Annotated in this window: 17 protein-coding genes; 13 read left to right on the forward strand and 4 right to left on the reverse strand. The window is 59.6% G+C overall.

Translation table 11 applies throughout. From position 1 onward, the window contains the following. Window positions 1-116: 116 nt before the first annotated feature. A complete protein-coding gene (locus ACZ5C3_RS13905; protein WP_464038212.1) occupies window positions 117-1,001 on the reverse strand; it encodes an alpha/beta fold hydrolase in 885 nt (294 codons plus the stop codon). A gap of 170 nt (window positions 1,002-1,171) precedes the next feature. Further along, entirely contained in the window at window positions 1,172-3,391 is a 2,220-nt protein-coding gene (locus tag ACZ5C3_RS13910) for a lytic transglycosylase domain-containing protein (protein ID WP_464044766.1), read from the reverse strand. A gap of 257 nt (window positions 3,392-3,648) precedes the next feature. Here ACZ5C3_RS13910 and dapA point away from each other — a divergent pair, with 257 nt between their 5' ends. The 4 genes from dapA to ACZ5C3_RS13930 all read left to right on the forward strand — a co-directional run bounded on the left by dapA (window position 3,649) and on the right by ACZ5C3_RS13930 (window position 6,150). Next, window positions 3,649-4,539, forward strand: a complete 891-nt coding sequence (gene dapA, locus ACZ5C3_RS13915; RefSeq protein WP_464038213.1) for a 4-hydroxy-tetrahydrodipicolinate synthase — start codon at window positions 3,649-3,651, stop codon at window positions 4,537-4,539. A 31-nt stretch (window positions 4,540-4,570) separates the two neighbouring features. Then, window positions 4,571-4,987 (forward strand): large conductance mechanosensitive channel protein MscL, encoded by a 417-nt coding sequence (mscL, locus tag ACZ5C3_RS13920; RefSeq protein WP_464038214.1) that lies wholly within the window; start codon window positions 4,571-4,573, stop codon window positions 4,985-4,987. A 109-nt stretch (window positions 4,988-5,096) separates the two neighbouring features. Continuing rightward, window positions 5,097-5,570, forward strand: a complete 474-nt coding sequence (gene smpB / locus ACZ5C3_RS13925; protein ID WP_464038215.1) for an SsrA-binding protein SmpB — start codon at window positions 5,097-5,099, stop codon at window positions 5,568-5,570. Window positions 5,571-5,574: 4 nt separating this feature from the next. Then, entirely contained in the window at window positions 5,575-6,150 is a 576-nt protein-coding gene (locus ACZ5C3_RS13930) for a peroxiredoxin (protein ID WP_464038216.1), read from the forward strand. Here ACZ5C3_RS13930 and ACZ5C3_RS13935 read toward each other — a convergent pair. Together ACZ5C3_RS13935 and ACZ5C3_RS13940 are read right to left on the reverse strand one after the other, a co-directional pair. Beyond that, window positions 6,147-6,845 (reverse strand): uracil-DNA glycosylase, encoded by a 699-nt coding sequence (locus ACZ5C3_RS13935; protein ID WP_464038217.1) that lies wholly within the window; start codon window positions 6,843-6,845, stop codon window positions 6,147-6,149. The genes ACZ5C3_RS13930 and ACZ5C3_RS13935 overlap by 4 nt on opposite strands. After that, window positions 6,823-7,461 (reverse strand): LabA-like NYN domain-containing protein, encoded by a 639-nt coding sequence (locus ACZ5C3_RS13940; RefSeq protein WP_464038218.1) that lies wholly within the window; start codon window positions 7,459-7,461, stop codon window positions 6,823-6,825. Before ACZ5C3_RS13940 ends, ACZ5C3_RS13935 begins: the two co-directional genes overlap by 23 nt. Before the next feature lie 348 nt (window positions 7,462-7,809). Between ACZ5C3_RS13940 and rpoZ the strand changes: the two genes are divergently transcribed. The 9 genes from rpoZ (at window position 7,810) to recO (ending at window position 15,778) form a co-directional block, all read left to right on the forward strand. Beyond that, a complete protein-coding gene (gene rpoZ / locus ACZ5C3_RS13945) occupies window positions 7,810-8,202 on the forward strand; it encodes a DNA-directed RNA polymerase subunit omega (RefSeq protein WP_002712128.1) in 393 nt (130 codons plus the stop codon). Between the two features lie 187 nt (window positions 8,203-8,389). Next, window positions 8,390-10,672 carry a RelA/SpoT family protein gene (locus tag ACZ5C3_RS13950; RefSeq protein ID WP_464038219.1) on the forward strand — a complete coding sequence of 761 codons (2,283 nt, stop codon included), beginning with the start codon at window positions 8,390-8,392 and terminating at the stop codon, window positions 10,670-10,672. A 35-nt stretch (window positions 10,673-10,707) separates the two neighbouring features. Beyond that, window positions 10,708-11,475 carry a pyridoxine 5'-phosphate synthase gene (locus ACZ5C3_RS13955; RefSeq protein WP_464038220.1) on the forward strand — a complete coding sequence of 256 codons (768 nt, stop codon included), beginning with the start codon at window positions 10,708-10,710 and terminating at the stop codon, window positions 11,473-11,475. Next, on the forward strand, window positions 11,472-11,891 hold the full coding sequence (gene acpS / locus ACZ5C3_RS13960; protein WP_464044767.1) for a holo-ACP synthase: 420 nt from the start codon (window positions 11,472-11,474) through the stop codon (window positions 11,889-11,891). The genes ACZ5C3_RS13955 and acpS overlap by 4 nt, the downstream gene beginning before the upstream one ends. A gap of 206 nt (window positions 11,892-12,097) precedes the next feature. Further along, window positions 12,098-12,856 carry a signal peptidase I gene (gene lepB / locus ACZ5C3_RS13965; protein WP_464038221.1) on the forward strand — a complete coding sequence of 253 codons (759 nt, stop codon included), beginning with the start codon at window positions 12,098-12,100 and terminating at the stop codon, window positions 12,854-12,856. Then, a complete protein-coding gene (rnc, locus tag ACZ5C3_RS13970; protein ID WP_464038339.1) occupies window positions 12,853-13,668 on the forward strand; it encodes a ribonuclease III in 816 nt (271 codons plus the stop codon). The genes lepB and rnc overlap by 4 nt, the downstream gene beginning before the upstream one ends. Next, complete coding sequence (gene era / locus ACZ5C3_RS13975) at window positions 13,661-14,584, forward strand: GTPase Era (RefSeq protein ID WP_464038222.1); 924 nt, start codon at window positions 13,661-13,663, stop codon at window positions 14,582-14,584. The genes rnc and era overlap by 8 nt, the downstream gene beginning before the upstream one ends. Next, window positions 14,581-14,988: a hypothetical protein gene (locus tag ACZ5C3_RS13980; protein ID WP_464038223.1), complete on the forward strand. Its 408-nt coding sequence runs from the start codon at window positions 14,581-14,583 to the stop codon at window positions 14,986-14,988. Before era ends, ACZ5C3_RS13980 begins: the two co-directional genes overlap by 4 nt. 43 nt (window positions 14,989-15,031) lie before the next feature. Beyond that, entirely contained in the window at window positions 15,032-15,778 is a 747-nt protein-coding gene (gene recO / locus ACZ5C3_RS13985; protein WP_464038224.1) for a DNA repair protein RecO, read from the forward strand. Window position 15,779: the final 1 nt, after the last annotated feature.

Below are 15,779 nucleotides of genomic sequence, written 5' to 3' on the forward strand. Positions count from 1 at the left end.
TTCATCATCTGAACCGCTTACGACCCTCGGCGGGAAACCGCCGGGGGTTTTTCTTTGTGCGAAATGGCACAGGTCAGCGTGCCTGCCGCGCTATGGATGCGTCAACAAGGAGCTCTTTAAGAGTCGAGCCGAACGCAGAAGGCTTTAATCCGATCGATTGTCGGCCGGTCTGCCAGCAAGGGCGCATGCCCTTGATCGGGCACCACAACCAGATCGATGTCGGGACGCCGTGATTGCATGTCCTTCACGCCTTGCGGCGACAGCAGGTCGGAGAGACCGCCGTGCACGAGCATCAGTGGAATGTCTGCAAGCTTGTCGAACAGCTCCCAGATCGGCGGCAATGGATTGGCTGGATCGAGGCTCGAGAATCCTTGCGCAAGTCTCAAGTCGTAAGTCCGTTCCAGACCGCTACCGTCCGGCTTTTCGCGAAACGCGCGGCGCGCCCATGCCATCCATTCAGCATCGGTGAGAGACGGGAAGACGCTGCTGAACAGATCCTTGAGCCCGCGCGCAGCTTCCTCCCAGGTTTTTCGCGGCGGCGGATCGGCGATATAGCCCTTGATCTTCATCAGCCCATCCATTTCCAGCGCGGGGCCGATGTCGTTCATGATGACGCCGGCCAATAGCAGAGGCTGTGTCGCGGCCAGGGCCATTGAGATCAGGCCACCACGAGACGTACCGAGCACAATGGCGCGTGAGATGCTAAGTGAAGCGGCGATTGTCAGCACGTCACCCATCTCGATCGGGACGGTGTATTTCGCGGGATCCGGGTCGTAATCGGATAAGCCGCGGCCACGGTAGTCGATGGACACCACGCGGCGCGGAGCTGCCGGATCAAGAGCCAGCGCCCGCGCGATTTCGTCGAAATCATCGGCGGTGCGGGTGAGGCCCGGCAGGCACAGCACGGGCAGGGCCGGGCTGTCTTCGGGGCCGATGGTCTTTGCGTGAAGCTTGAGACCGTCGGCTGACTGGCAGAATACGTCGCGGAATTGGTCGGACATCGGGTGTTGGCCTTGAGCAGTGGCGGGGGCAGGGCAAGATCAAGTGTTGCGGCTCTCCTGCAAACCCGTGACGTTTGTCCGTCGGGCACAATGCAGGCGGGATCGCGTCCTCAAAATGAGGGGCGAGCTTAACATCTGTAAGACGAATGGAAACGTCTGGAGGCGTCGCGTTATTCGCCCCCGGCGCCGCGGCGCAGGTCTGCTTCGATCAACAGCTTATTGCCGCCGCCGAACCTGGCGCGATAGACCTGCACGTTTTCCATGATGCGCTGGACGTAATTGCGGGTCTCGGCAAACGGGATTTTCTCGACCCAGTCGACGGCATCCACATTCGGATCGCGCGGATCACCGTAACGCTCAATCCATTTGCGCACGCTGCCGCGTCCTGCGTTGTAGCCGGCGAACGTCATGATGTAGGAGCCGCGATAATCTTCGATCAACCCGCCGAGTTCGGCGGCACCGAAGGCCGCGTTGTAGGACGAGTCCGTCTTGAGACGGCTGAGATCAAACGTTGTGCCGTACTTCTTGGCGACGTATCTGCCTGCGTCTGGTGTGACCTGCATCAGGCCATAGGCTTGCGCAGGCGAGACCACGCTCGGATTGAAAGCGCTTTCCTGCCGCGCGATCGCGAACACGATCGGCTTTTCGACTTCCGGCCCGAAATCCTTGTACGCAGGGATGCCCATCACCGGATAGGCGTAGTAGTCGAAGGGCATGCCGCGATTGAGCGCGGCTTTGCCGACCAGTAACATCGCTCGTGCATCGTTCTGGCGCTGGGCCAGCTCGCACAATGCCAGCAGGCCATCCATATCCGCGCGCTCGCCCATGTCGGCGAGAATAGGAATTGCGATCTCGCGTTCATCGAGCGCATAGAGCATGTCGACCGCGCGAACGACTTCGAGCCGCTCGCCGCCGCGTGACCGCCCCGGCGCGCTGTTCAAGGCGATCTGCGGCAAGCGCAGCTTGGCGCGTGCGAGTTGTCCGTAATAGCTGGTCGAATGCGCGGCCGCCGCTTCATAGGCCGAACGGGCGGCGTCGGAGCGTCCTGCGGCCTCGGCCGCGCGGCCTTGCCAGTAACCGGCGCGTGCGAGTGCCGTCGGGTTGACGCTGTTGACGCCGATGCGCGCGAAATGCTGGGCGGCCGTATTGGGGTCGTTGAGGAAGCGGAGCGCAATCCAGCCTGCGGTGAATTCCTGCTCGGTCTTGTAGATGTCCTTGGCAGGCAGCGCCGCATCGCGCGCGATCACATAAGCCGAACGCGGATCGTTGTTGTCGAGCAGCTTACGCGCCACAAGCCGACGCTCGATCCACCATTCGTCGAGGTCGAACAGGCGCGCCGGATCGCGCGGTGCTGCCATCATCAGCTGCCCGGCTTCAGCGATTTTATCTTCGCGTCTCAGATATTGAATCCGGCTGAACATGTAGCCCGGGTCGCTATGCAGTTCGCGGGGCACTGCATCGAGCAGCGCTTTGGAGTTCGACGACTTGTTGTTGATCGCGATCCGCGCCTTGGCGAGCGCCACATAAGCGGGGCCGAGCCGCTTGGCCGAACGCAGGGCTGCTTCCGCGCCGTCCTTCTCGTAAAGCAGCATGTCCATCCGGGCTTTGTAATCACCGGATGTCAGCAGCGGACCGAATTGCGCGAGAGCGGCCTCTTCCATGTCCGATCCGAATTGATCGGTGCGCCAAGATTCTCGTACATAACGCTCCGCGCTCTGCCGATCCCCACGGGCGAGCAGTGCGCGCGCCAGCATGAAGCGACCCTTGGCCGTGGTGGGTTGCTCGCCGCCAAAAAAGGCAAGGACTGTCGCGTCGTCCCGCTTGTCGTCCCACAGGGCGGCCTCCGAGCGACGGCGGAGAAAGACTTGGCTTGGCCATGTCGGATTCTCAGCGAGGAACGCGCGGTAGCGCTCCATCGGCGCGCCGTTGTTGTCGCTGCGCAGGATGAGCCATTCCGCAAGCTTGCGCGCGACGGGATCGGTGATCGAGGCTTCGAGCTGCGTGGCGTCGGTTTGCTTCTTGTTGCGGACCAGCTCGATGACCTGTTCGAGCGTTTCCATATCCGCGCGAGATGTGGACGACGTCGAAGATAGCGCCAGCGATACGGATGGCTTCTTCGGTGGTGGCGCAACAGGTGCTGCCACGGTGCGCCCTGGGCCTTTGGGGGGCGTAGGCGCAGGCTGGGTAAGGGCGGATTGTTGTGGTGATGGCGTTGGCGCGCTGTGAGGCGTCACGCTGCGGGGGATTGGCCGCGGCTTTGGCAGCGGCACGGCGGATGCGCCATTCGACGGCAGACCTGCAGACGCCAGAACGGCAATGGCCGCGCCCAGCACGAATGTACGCCGCAGCTTTGCGTTAACACCGGCTGAGGGGGCAAAAAACGATGTCACTGCAAACCTGTGGGGCGAATCGTGCAATGGCCGCGCCTTCAAGTCTATTGGATTGATTATGTGGACAAAACATCAAATGTGTTAGAACCGGTACCCTGCCGCAACACCACGGCAAAATAGCGGCTGATGCGACCGATCCGGGGGCTCCCCGGGCCGGCCTGAGCCCATGACCCTTTCATCATGGGCCGGGACTCGTTATCAATCGGTAACCTTTTTACTTTTCAAAACAAGAAGCGACACGCGTTCGGAGACAGACAATGGCAGCCAAGACGAAGTTCCAAGGGTCCTACACAGCCTTGGTGACGCCATTCAAAAACGGCGCAGTCGATGAGGCTGCCCTGCGTGCGCTGGTGAACTGGCAGATCGAGCAAGGGTCGAACGGCCTGGTTCCTGTGGGCACCACGGGTGAAAGCCCGACGTTGAGCCACGCAGAGCACAACAAGGTCGTCGAAGTATGCATCGAAGAGTCCAAGGGTCGCGTACCAGTGATCGCCGGTGCAGGGTCGAATTCAACCCGCGAGGCGGTTGATCTCGCTAAGCATGCGGAGAAGGCTGGCGCCGATGCCGTGCTCGTCGTGACGCCTTACTACAACAAGCCTACTCAGGAAGGCATGTATCAGCACTTCAAGGCGGTGAACGATGCAATCGGTATTCCGATTTTCATCTACAACATCCCGCCGCGTTCGGTTGTCGATATGTCGGTTGAGACGATGACCCGGCTGTTCGAGCTGAAGAACATCGCGGGCGTGAAGGATGCCACCGCAAATCTCGCGCGCGTATCACAGCAGCGTCACGCTATGGGGCCGGACTTCATCCAGCTCTCCGGCGAGGATATGACCGCGCTCGCCTATATGGCTGCCGGTGGTCATGGCTGTATCTCTGTTGTCGCCAATGTGGCGCCTAAGCTTTGCGCCGACCTGATGTCCGCGGTGCTGAAGGGCGACTATGCGACCGGCCTCAAGCTTCAGGATCGGCTCGTGCCGCTGCACGACGCTGTCTTCAAGGAGCCAGGACTCGCGGGCGCCAAGCACGGCCTCAGCCTGCTCGGACGTCTGGAAGAGGAAGTTCGTTTGCCTTTGATGCCGGTGACAGCGCCGACCGGCAAGGCCATCCGCGATGCAATGGTTTTCGCGGGGCTGATCAACTGATCCGCGCCAATGCGGTAGAGGGAGATTGCCGATGCTTGAGGAGTTCAAGAAGTTCGCCCTGAAGGGCAATGTTGTTGATCTGGCGGTTGGCGTCATCATCGGCGCAGCGTTCGGCGCGATCGTCAATTCCTTGGTCGGCGATGTCATCATGCCGATCATCGGTGCGATCACCGGCGGCCTCGACTTCTCGAATTACTATACGCCGCTGTCGAAGGCGGTGACGGCAACCAACTTGGCAGACGCCAAGAAGCAGGGCGCCGTGCTGGCATGGGGCAGCTTCCTTACTTTGACGCTGAATTTCATGATCGTAGCGTTCGTGCTGTTCATCGTGATCCGCCTCATGAACCAGCTGAAGGCCAAGGAAGAGACCGCGCCACCGGCACCGGAAAAGCCGACGAAAGATCAGGAACTGCTCACCGAGATCCGCGATCTTTTGAAATCGAAATAATTTGCTATCTATAGAAGATAGATGTTCTGACAGCCCGTCAGTTTCAATCTGAAGGATTGCGTTCTCACGCGAGCCGGTTTTCTTCGCCTGAACACGCACCGAGGCACCGATGGCTGAAAAGAAAGAGCGTCCGATCAAGGTCGTTGCGGAGAACCGTAAGGCGCGGTTCAACTATGCCGTCGAGGACACAGTTGAAGCGGGAGTCGTGCTGACAGGGACCGAGGTCAAGTCGGCGCGCAACGGCAAGTCCACGATCGCGGAGTCGTACGCCGACTCCAAGGGCGGTGAGATCTGGCTCGTCAACGCTAACATCCCGGAATATCTCCAGGCCAACCGGTTCAATCACGAGCCAAAGCGGCCGCGTAAGCTGTTGCTGCACAGGAAGCAAATCAACAAGCTGATCGGCGCCATCGAGCGCGAGGGCATGACGCTCATTCCGCTCAAGATGTATTTCAATGAGCATGGCAAGTTGAAGCTTCAGCTCGCTCTCGCGAAGGGCAAGAAGCTGCACGACAAGCGCGAGACTGAAAAGAAACGGGACTGGTCGCGCGAAAAGGGCCGTCTGCTGAGGGCAAGAGGATAACGTTATGAATCAACCGAATTTGATGGGTGTCGACTGGAGCACAATTCCGGCGCCCGTCGACGATGGAGCCGCAAAGCACCTGAAAGGCGCAGCCATTCCGCCGGTTGCTTTGCGCGCGACCGATGGCAGTTCGGTCACGCTGTCGTCCTTGCCCGGTCGCACTGTTTTGTTCGCATACCCGCGCACGGGAGAGCCCGGCAAGATCGGCCTCGTGGATGATTGGGACATGATCCCAGGCGCGCGTGGATGTACGCCGCAAACCTGCTCATTCCGTGACCTGTTCAAGGAGTTGAAAGAGGCGGGTGCGAGCCACGTGTTCGGCATCTCGACGCAGGAAACTGAATATCAGCGCGAGATGGTCGAGCGGCTGCACGTGCCGTTCCTGGTGTTGTCCGATAGCGAACTCGCCCTCTCACGTGGGCTCAATCTGCCGACGATGGACGTCGCCGGGCTGACGCTGATCAAGCGCATGGCGATGATTATCGACAACGGCAAGATCACCCATGTGTTCTATCCGGTGTTTCCGCCGGATCGGAACGCGGGAGATGTGCTGGAGTGGCTGCAGGCCAATCCGGTTTAACGAGCGAGATCGTTGCGGACCTTTGCGAACACGCTCTTGAACATTTTCGGCGTGAGGACGCCGGTGTTCGTGTTGTAGCGCGAGCAATGATAGCTGTCGTAGAGCTTGAAGCGGCCTGCATCGTGAATCGCGCCGTGCGCAAACGGCGCGGTCACCGCTCGGATGCCGAGCGCCTTTAGCGTCGTGTCATGCGCGATGCGGCCTAACAAGATAACCGCGCGCACGTTCGGCATGTCATCCAGAGTGGCATTGAAAAACGTGCGGCACGTATTGATTTCTGCGGGCAGCGGTTTGTTCTGCGGTGGCACGCAACGCACTGCATTGGTGATGCGGGCGTTGACCAGCTTTAGGCCATCATCGGGGCGCTTGTCGTAAACACCTTTGGCGAAACCAAACTCGAGCAAAGTTTCGTAGAGCAGGTCGCCTGCATAGTCGCCTGTGAAAGGGCGTCCGGTGCGGTTGGCGCCTTGCATGCCGGGCGCGAGACCAACGATCAGAAGAGCTGCGTCGCGGCTGCCGAAAGAATCGACCGGTCCGTTGAACCAGAGCGGTTCGCGCGCCTGATTGGCGTGGCGGAAAGCTGCAAGCCGAGGGCAGAGGGGGCAGTCATGGTCGGGAACGGGGGGAAGTGCGGCAGCGGCCTTTGTGTGCCGTTGCCGCGATTCGCTTGCTTTAGTCGTCGAACTCTTCGTCATCGCCTCGCGGTGCAATCGTGCTGGTGCTGCGCTGCAGGAATTGCGGCGTGTGTTGACGCTGTTCGCGAGGCTCCCGAGTGGCAGGACGTTCGTTGGGGTCGCGGCCCAGCTTTGCTTGTAGCTGGACAAGATCTGTAAAGACATCTGCCTGACGACGCAATTCGTCGGCGATCATCGGAGGCTGGCTGGCGATGGTGGAGACGACAGTGACGCGCACGCCGCGGCGCTGCACGGCTTCAACAAGTGAACGAAAATCTCCGTCGCCGGAGAACAGAACCATCTGGTCAATGTGCTCGGCGAGTTCCATGGCATCGACGGCAAGCTCGATGTCCATGTTGCCCTTCACCTTGCGGCGTCCGCTGGCGTCGATGAATTCCTTGGTGGCCTTCGTGACCACAGTATAGCCGTTGTAATCGAGCCAATCGATCAACGGCCTGATGGATGAGTACTCCTGATCCTCAATGATCGCGGTGTAGTAGAACGCCCGCACCAACGTACCGCGGCTCTGGAACTCGAGGAGAAGCCGCTTGTAGTCGATGTCGAAACCAAGCGTCTTGGCGGTGGCATAGAGATTGGCACCGTCGATAAAGAGCGCGATCTTGTTAGTGGCAGGCATCAGTTTGTTCTCGCATCGTGTTTGTTGTGTAGCATTTTTGGCGGCGTGGAAAGCGCCGCGTGTTGTTGCTTCAGATTTCAGCTGGTCGCCAAACGGTTGAAGAGGGATAAGCAATAGTAAATATCAGATCGACAACCGTTGGGGACGATCGGGATAGGGTATCACCTTGGGCAGGCAATAAGCCGATTTCTTGTCCATGGACCAAATTGTTCCTTTCATTTGACAAGAAGTGACCTCGCGAAAACCCGGATTTCTCGGGCATTTAAAAATTGCTACTTGCGAAAAGGCCCTAGTCGCTATACCTAAGACGCATAGCGAGACATTCTGACTTACTTGGAGCGACAGCCGATGGCGCGTGTCACCGTTGAGGACTGCATTGATAAGGTCGATAACCGGTTCGACCTCGTACTGCTCGCCGCACATCGTGCGCGGATGATTTCGTCGGGATCTCCTCTCACCGTCGATCGGGATAATGACAAGAATCCGGTGGTTTCGCTACGCGAAATCGCGGACACGACCATTTCTCCTGAAGATTTGCGTGAAGAGCTGGTCCATTCGCTTCAGAAGTTTGTTGAAGTGGATGAGCCTGAGCCCGATACGGTCCCACTGATTGGTTCTGCTGGCGCCTCCGTTGATGCTGACGACACCGAAGTTGCTGTCGAGCGCATGACGGAAGAAGAACTTCTGAAGGGCCTCGAAGGCCTCGCACCTCCCGAAGAGCAGCCTGAAGAAGACGAGTAAAACTCATCTTACTTTCTACATGAAATTTTCGTAATCATTCGAAAGGCCCGGATACTCCGGGCCTTTCGTTTTGCGTGCCTTTGCGTTTATTGACTTTTTGCGTGTCTTCCTTGCGGTCACCGGCCAACGCGGTGATATTGTGATTGGCTGTTCCGTTAGGAATTTCGCCAATCAAGGAAGTGTTGCAATGGCGACGTGGCGCCAAAATCATCATCAAATGCAGGCGGCAGCCGATGCCGGCGCGGCGACTCAGGCCGACGCATCCGCGGCTGCGAAAAAGCCGACGCGCGCCAAGATGATGCGGCAATACGACCTGGTCGATCGGGTTCGCGCCTACAATCCGAACACCGATGAGGACCTGCTGAACAGGGCCTACGTCTATGCGATGATGGCGCATGGCGAACAGAAGCGCGCTTCCGGCGATCCATATTTTTCGCATCCACTGGAAGTGGCCGCGATTCTGACGAACCTGAAGCTGGATGATGCAACCATCGTCGCCGCTCTGCTTCACGACACCATCGAAGACACCGAATCGACGCGCGCCGAAATCGACCAGATCTTCGGCAAGGAAATCGGCGCACTGGTTGAGGGACTGACCAAGCTCAAGCGATTGGAACTCGTCTCGCGCGAAGCCAAGCAGGCCGAGAATCTCCGCAAGTTGCTGCTCGCCATTGCTGACGACGTGCGTGTATTGCTCGTTAAACTCGCGGATAGATTGCATAATATGCGGACGATGGAGTTCATGCCTCCAGCGTCGCGACGGCGAATTGCCGAAGAGACCCTCGATATCTATGCGCCACTCGCAGGACGCATGGGTATGCAAAAGATGCGCGAGGAGCTCGAGGACCTGTCGTTTCGTGTCCTCGATCCCGACGCGCATCTGGTGGTGGTGCAGCGGCTGGATGCGCTCGAGGAGCGTAACCGCAATTTGATCGGCGAGATCGAGTCGCAGCTGGTCGCCAAGCTCGCGAAGAACGGAATCGCTGCGCAGGTGAAGGGCCGACGCAAGCAGCCGTTCTCGATCTGGGTGAAGATGGAGCGGAAATCCATCGGTTTCGAGCAGCTCTCCGACATCTTCGGGTTCCGTGTGGTCGTGAAGAGCCTCGAAGAGGTGTATGGCACGGTGGGTATCGTGCACACCACGTGGCCTGTCGTTCCGGGCCGCTTTAAGGATTACATCTCGACGCCCAAACAGAACGATTACCGCTCTATCCATACAACGGTGATCGGTCCCGGCAAGCAACGTGTCGAATTGCAGATTCGCACCGAGGAGATGGATCGCGTCAACGAGTTCGGCATCGCGGCGCATGCCTTCTACAAGGACGGCATTGGATCTCCGACTGAAATGCTCAACCGCGAGTCCAACGCGTTCGCGTGGCTGCGGCATACCATTGAGGTTCTTTCGGAGAGCTCAAACCCTGAAGAATTCCTGGAACACACCAAGATGGAGTTGTTCCACGATCAGGTGTTTTGCTTCACGCCGAAGGGAAAGCTCATTGCGCTGCCACGGCATGCCAACGTGATCGACTTCGCCTACGCGGTTCACACCGACGTCGGCAACAGCGCCGTCGGCTGCAAGATTAACGGCAAGTTCGCGCCGCTGTCGTCTGAACTTGAAAACGGCGACCAGGTCGAAGTGCTGACGTCGCAAGCGCAGTCTGCGCCGCCGAGCGCGTGGGAAGCGCTTGCCGTCACCGGCAAGGCGCGCGCTGCGATCCGCCGTGCGACCCGCGCCGCCGTGCGGGATCAGTACGCTGGACTCGGACGGCGCATCGTGGAGCGCTTGTTCATGCGCGCGAAGATCGCTTATGCCGATGACAAGCTGAAGGGCGCACTGCCGCGGTTGGCGCGATCTTCCATCGACGATGTGATGGCTGCGGTGGGACGCGGCGAGATGAAAGCTTCTGATGTCGCGCGCGCGATGTACCCCGACTACAAGGAAGAAGCGCGTGTTGGCGCGAAGAAGGTGATCGGGGCGACACCAAAGGCGAAAACGCCTGTGGACAGCAAGGCATCAACCGCGATTCCAATTCGCGGCATCAATTCGGACTTGCCGGTGAAGTTCGCGCCGAATGGTGGTGCGGTGCCGGGCGATCGCATCGTCGGCATCGTCACGCCGGGCGAGGGGATCACGATCTATCCAATCCAGTCGCCGGCGTTGAAGGATTTCGAGGAAGAGCCGGAGCGCTGGCTCGATGTTCGTTGGGACATCGAGGAAGTCGCGCCGCAACGTTTTCCGGCGCGACTGCATGTGCAGAACGTCAACGAACCGGGAAGTCTTGCACAGGTTGCCGGGGTCATTGCCGAGCACGACGGTAATATCGACAACATCAATATGAGTCGCCGTTCGCCTGACTTTACTGACCTGACCATCGATCTTGAGGTCTATGACCTCAAGCATTTGAACGCTATCATTTCTCAGTTGCGTGCAAAGGCGGTGGTTGCCAGCGTCGAGCGCGTCAACGGGTAACCGTCATCCTTCTGTCATCTGGTTTGGATTTTCCCATGGCGACAACTCCTCCGCTCCGTCTCGGGGTCAACGTCGATCACGTGGCTACGCTGCGCAATGCGCGTGGTGGCCATGTACCTGATCCGGTGCGCGCCGCTCATCTTGCCATCGAGGCGGGAGCCGACGGTATTACTGCGCATCTGCGTGAAGACCGCCGCCACATTCGCGATGAGGACATGGCGCGGTTGAAGGCGGAGATTTCGAAGCCGCTCAATTTTGAAATGGCCGCCACCGCGGAGATGCTTCAGATCGTGTTGGCGACCAAGCCGCACGCTGCATGTCTTGTTCCGGAACGCCGCACGGAAGTCACCACCGAAGGCGGGCTCGATGTGGTTGGTCAGCGCGATGCGCTCGGACCTTTCATCGCGCGGCTGAGCGATGCCGGCATCCGCGTCTCGCTGTTTATCGCTGCCGATCCAAGCCAGATCGAAATGGCGGCGAAACTGAAGGCGCCGGTGATCGAAATCCATGTGGGCGCATGGTGCGATGCTGTCGTCGAGGGGCAGAAGGACAAGGCCGAGCACGAATGGCAGCGCATTGTCGCGGGTGCCACGCTGGCGCAATCGGCGGGGCTCGAAGTACACGCCGGGCACGGCCTCGACTACAAGACCGCCCAGACGATCTCGAGCTTGCCTCAGGTGGTCGAACTCAACATCGGTCATTTCATGATGGGGGAGGCGATGTTCATCGGTCTGCCGCAGTGTGTCCGTGACATGCGCGCCGCGATGGACCGGGGTCGCAAGTTGATCCGGACCCACGCATGATCATCGGGATCGGTTCGGACCTCATCGACATCACGCGCATCGAGAAGGTGATCGGGCGGCACGGGGACCGGTTCCTGGACCGCATCTTTACTGACGCGGAGCGTGCCAAGGCGGAGCGTCGCGCCAAGGCGCCGAAAATGGTCTGGGCGACCTATGCCAAGCGGTTTGCGGCCAAGGAGGCCTGTTCCAAGGCGCTTGGCACCGGAATCCGGCAAGGGGTCTGGTGGCGGGACATGGGGGTGATCAACCTTCCGGGAGGGCGCCCCACGATGAAGCTCACAGGGGGGGCGCTGGCTCGGCTCGAATCCCTGACGCCGAAGGGCTTTGAAGCCCGAATTGACCTGACAATCACCGATGATTGGCCTTTGGCGCAGGCTTTCGTGATCATTTCAGCGGTTCAGGCCGCCAGGGGCTAAGCCGCGTCGTTTTGGACCAGGAAGTACGCGCAAATCTAAAATTCACTGATTTGTCAGACCATTAGCAAGTTTTCATCCGGCTCTTGATTGCGCCCTCTGCGACAACAGTCTAAAACCCGCGCGGGTGATTTGGCTGGCTTTCCGGTTGGGCGGATCACTTGCCGGCGCGGACCGCAAGCATCACAAAACCAGGACCCGAAAGAGCAATGAGCGTGACATCTCCGGCGAAATCCGAAGGCGGCGTTGGTGAAACCGTTCGCGTCGTCATTCACGCGCTCATTATTGCGCTGGTGATCCGAACTTTCCTGTTTCAACCCTTCAACATCCCGTCCGGATCGATGAAGGCGACCCTGCTGGTTGGTGATTACCTTTTCGTCTCGAAGTATTCGTACGGCTACAGCCACTATTCAATTCCGCTGTCACCGCGAATTTTCTCTGGCCGCATTTTCGGTTCTGATCCCAATCGCGGCGATGTCGTCGTGTTTCGCCTGCCGAAGGACGACACGACGGATTACATCAAGCGCGTGATCGGATTGCCGGGCGATCGTATTCAGATGAAAGAGGGACTGCTCTACATCAACGACAAGCCCGTTGAGCGCCAACGGTTGGCGGATTTCATCGGCGAAGACCCTTGCGGATCGGATGCGACAGCTCGCGTCAAGCAATGGCAGGAGACGCTTCCGAACGGCGTCACCTACAAGACGCTCGATTGCGTCGATAACGGCTTTTACGACAACACCAATGTTTACACTGTGCCGCCCGGACATTTCTTTATGATGGGTGACAACCGCGACAATTCGACAGACAGCCGCGTGCTGTCCGCAGTAGGCTACGTGCCGTCGGAGAATCTGATCGGTCGCGCGCAGATGATTTTCTTCTCCATTGCTGAAGGCGAGCAAGCCTGGCAGTTCTGGCGATGGCCGGTGGCGGTCCGCTGGAATCGTATTTTCTCCTTCGTGCGATGAACGGCGAGAGCGCACTGACGAAACCTACTCCGACGATAGATGACGCTGCGGCTGGTGGCCCCGGCGATGAATCGCCCGCGAAAAAGAAAGCGGTGCGGAAGCCGAGCGCCAAGGCCGCTGCCAAGATCGTTGAACAGCGCCTCGGTCACACGTTCGCCGATCCGTCATTGCTGGCGACCGCCTTCACCCACGTGTCCGCCTTGAAGTCGGCGCGCAACCGCACCGACAGCTATCAGCGGCTTGAGTTTCTCGGCGATCATGTGCTCGGGTTGATCGTGTCCGATATGCTCTACCGTGCTTTCCCCAAGGCAGATGAAGGTGAATTGTCCAAGCGCCTTGCAGACCTCGTTCGCCGGGAAGCTTGCGCGGATGTGGCGAAATCGCTTGGCCTTGATGAGGCCATCAAGCTTGGTTCGGTCGGCGCCGGTGCAAGTGCGCGGCTGCGCAATTCGGTGCTTGGTGATATCTGCGAAGCCGTGATTGGGGCTGTCTTTCTCGACGGCGGCTATGCCGCTGCGGCGCAATTCGTCGAACGCAACTGGACCGAGCGCATGCGCAAGCCGGTTCGGCCGTTGCGCGACCCCAAGACCGTCCTGCAGGAGTGGGCGCAGGGCAAAGGTTTGCCGACGCCGGTTTATCGCGAGGTGGAGCGAACCGGCCCGCATCATGATCCGCAGTTCCGCGTTGCTGTGGAATTGCCAGGTATTTCGCCCGCCGAAGGTGTCGGCGGCAGCAAGCGCGCCGCGGAAAAACTCGCCGCTACGGCGTTGTTGAAGCGTGAAGGCGTAACAGGCAATAGCAACGATGGCTGATCAAGAAACAATGGCGGACCGCGAGACGCGCTGCGGCTTCGTCGCGCTGATCGGGGCGCCGAACGTCGGCAAATCGACGCTGGTCAACGCACTGGTCGGCTCAAAGGTGACGATCGTATCGCGCAAGGTGCAGACCACACGCGCGCTGATCCGCGGCATCGTCGTCGAAGATAACGCCCAGATCATTCTGGTCGATACCCCCGGCATCTTCGCACCAAAGCGGCGTCTCGATCGCGCGATGGTGTCAACGGCATGGAGTGGTGCGCACGATGCTGATCTCGTGTGTGTGCTGCTGGATGCGCGCGCCGGTATCGATGAAGAGGCGGACGCGATTTTCACGAAGCTTGAAAGCGTCAACCATCCGAAAATCCTTGTGTTGAACAAGGTGGATCTGGTGCAGCGGGAGAAGTTGCTGGTTCTGGCCCAGAAGGCGAACGAGCGTCTGAACTTCACGCAGACATTCATGGTATCGGCGCTGAGTGGTGACGGCGTGGACGATCTGCGCCGGGCGTTGGCGCATGACGTTCCTCCGGGTCCGTTTCACTATCCCGAGGATCAAATGTCGGATGCGCCGATGCGGCATCTGGCGGCGGAAATCACCCGCGAGAAGATCTATCGCCACCTGCATCAGGAGTTGCCGTATCAGTCGACGGTCGAGACCGACACATGGACCGAGCGCAAGGACAACTCCGTGCGGATCGAGCAGACGATCTTTGTCGAGCGCGACAGTCAGCGCAAGATTGTGCTCGGCAAGGCCGGTGCGACCATCAAGGCCATCGGCGCGGATGCCCGCAAGGAGCTCGCGGAAATCGTCGGCCAGCCCGTGCATCTGTTCCTGTTTGTGAAGGTGCGTGACGGCTGGGGTGACGATCCCGAGCGCTACCGCGAGATGGGCCTGGAGTTCCCGAAAGAATGACAGGATCTGACGTCACAGTTCCAAAGCACATCTTCTATTTTGAAGTGCTGCTTTATCTGTCGCTTCTGCTCGATTCACTGTCGATGGTGTTTCGCAGCGATACGTTCAACGATCTCGGCGAGATGACTCCTCCGGAGGCCAAGCTGATCACGGCGGTGCTTTTGTTGTTCTTTGTGTTTCTGGTCTGGCTGGCGGCCCACCGGCGACAAAACTGGGCGCGGATGGTTTTGCTGGTGTCGCTCGTGATGTCGGTGATCTCGGTCGCCGCGATGGTCAACGAAACCGGCTGGCAGATCGAGACCTTTGTCGACTTCATTTCAGCGGCGCTCACGGCTGTCGGGCTGTTCTTTTCCTTTACCGGCGACGCGCAAGGCTGGTTCGCTCCTCAGAACGGCCGGCGCTAGAGAGTGCTGAAATCAAGCCGCGAGTTCGTGTAGACTTCGAGTCATGGAGTGGACGGACGAAGGCATCATCCTGGGGACGCGGCGTCATGGCGAGTCGAGCGCCATCGTCGAGTTGATGACGCGTTCCCATGGCCGGCATCTTGGTCTGGTCCGTGGCGGCGCGGGATCGCGAATGCGGCCGCTGCTTCAGCCCGGCAACACGGTGAACGCGGTCTGGCGCGCGCGGCTCGATGAGCATCTCGGCTATTATGCCCTTGAGGGAACACGGCTCCGGGCAGCCACGATGTTCGGGTCGTCTCACGCGGTTTATGGCGTCACGCATTTGGCGTCGCTGGTGCGGCTTTTGCCGGAACGTGATCCGCACGAAGACATTTACGAGACGGTCGAAGCCATTCTCGATGATTTCGAAAATGCGGGAGAGGCAGGTGTTCACCTGATCAGGTTTGAACTCACCATGCTGACTGAACTCGGATTCGGGTTGGACCTGTCGGCCTGCGCAGCCACCGGCACGATGAACGACCTTGTGTATGTCTCGCCGAAGTCGGGGGCAGCGGTGTCGCGTCAGGCGGGAGAGCCGTGGCGGGATCGGTTGTTGCGTCTGCCGCCATTCCTGCAGGAGGGAAGTGCGGGCGCCAGTTGGACCGGTCAGGATCTGGAGGACGGGTTCCGGCTGACAGGACTATTCCTGCTGCGGAATGTTCTGGAGCCGCGGGGGCAGGGCCACTCCGACGCCCGTGATGGGTTTATCGCGGCTGTCACGCGGCCTCGCGTCCGCGCGGTGGAAGGATAGC

It is taken from the genome of Afipia dichlorophenoxyacetatis, from assembly GCF_055386385.1.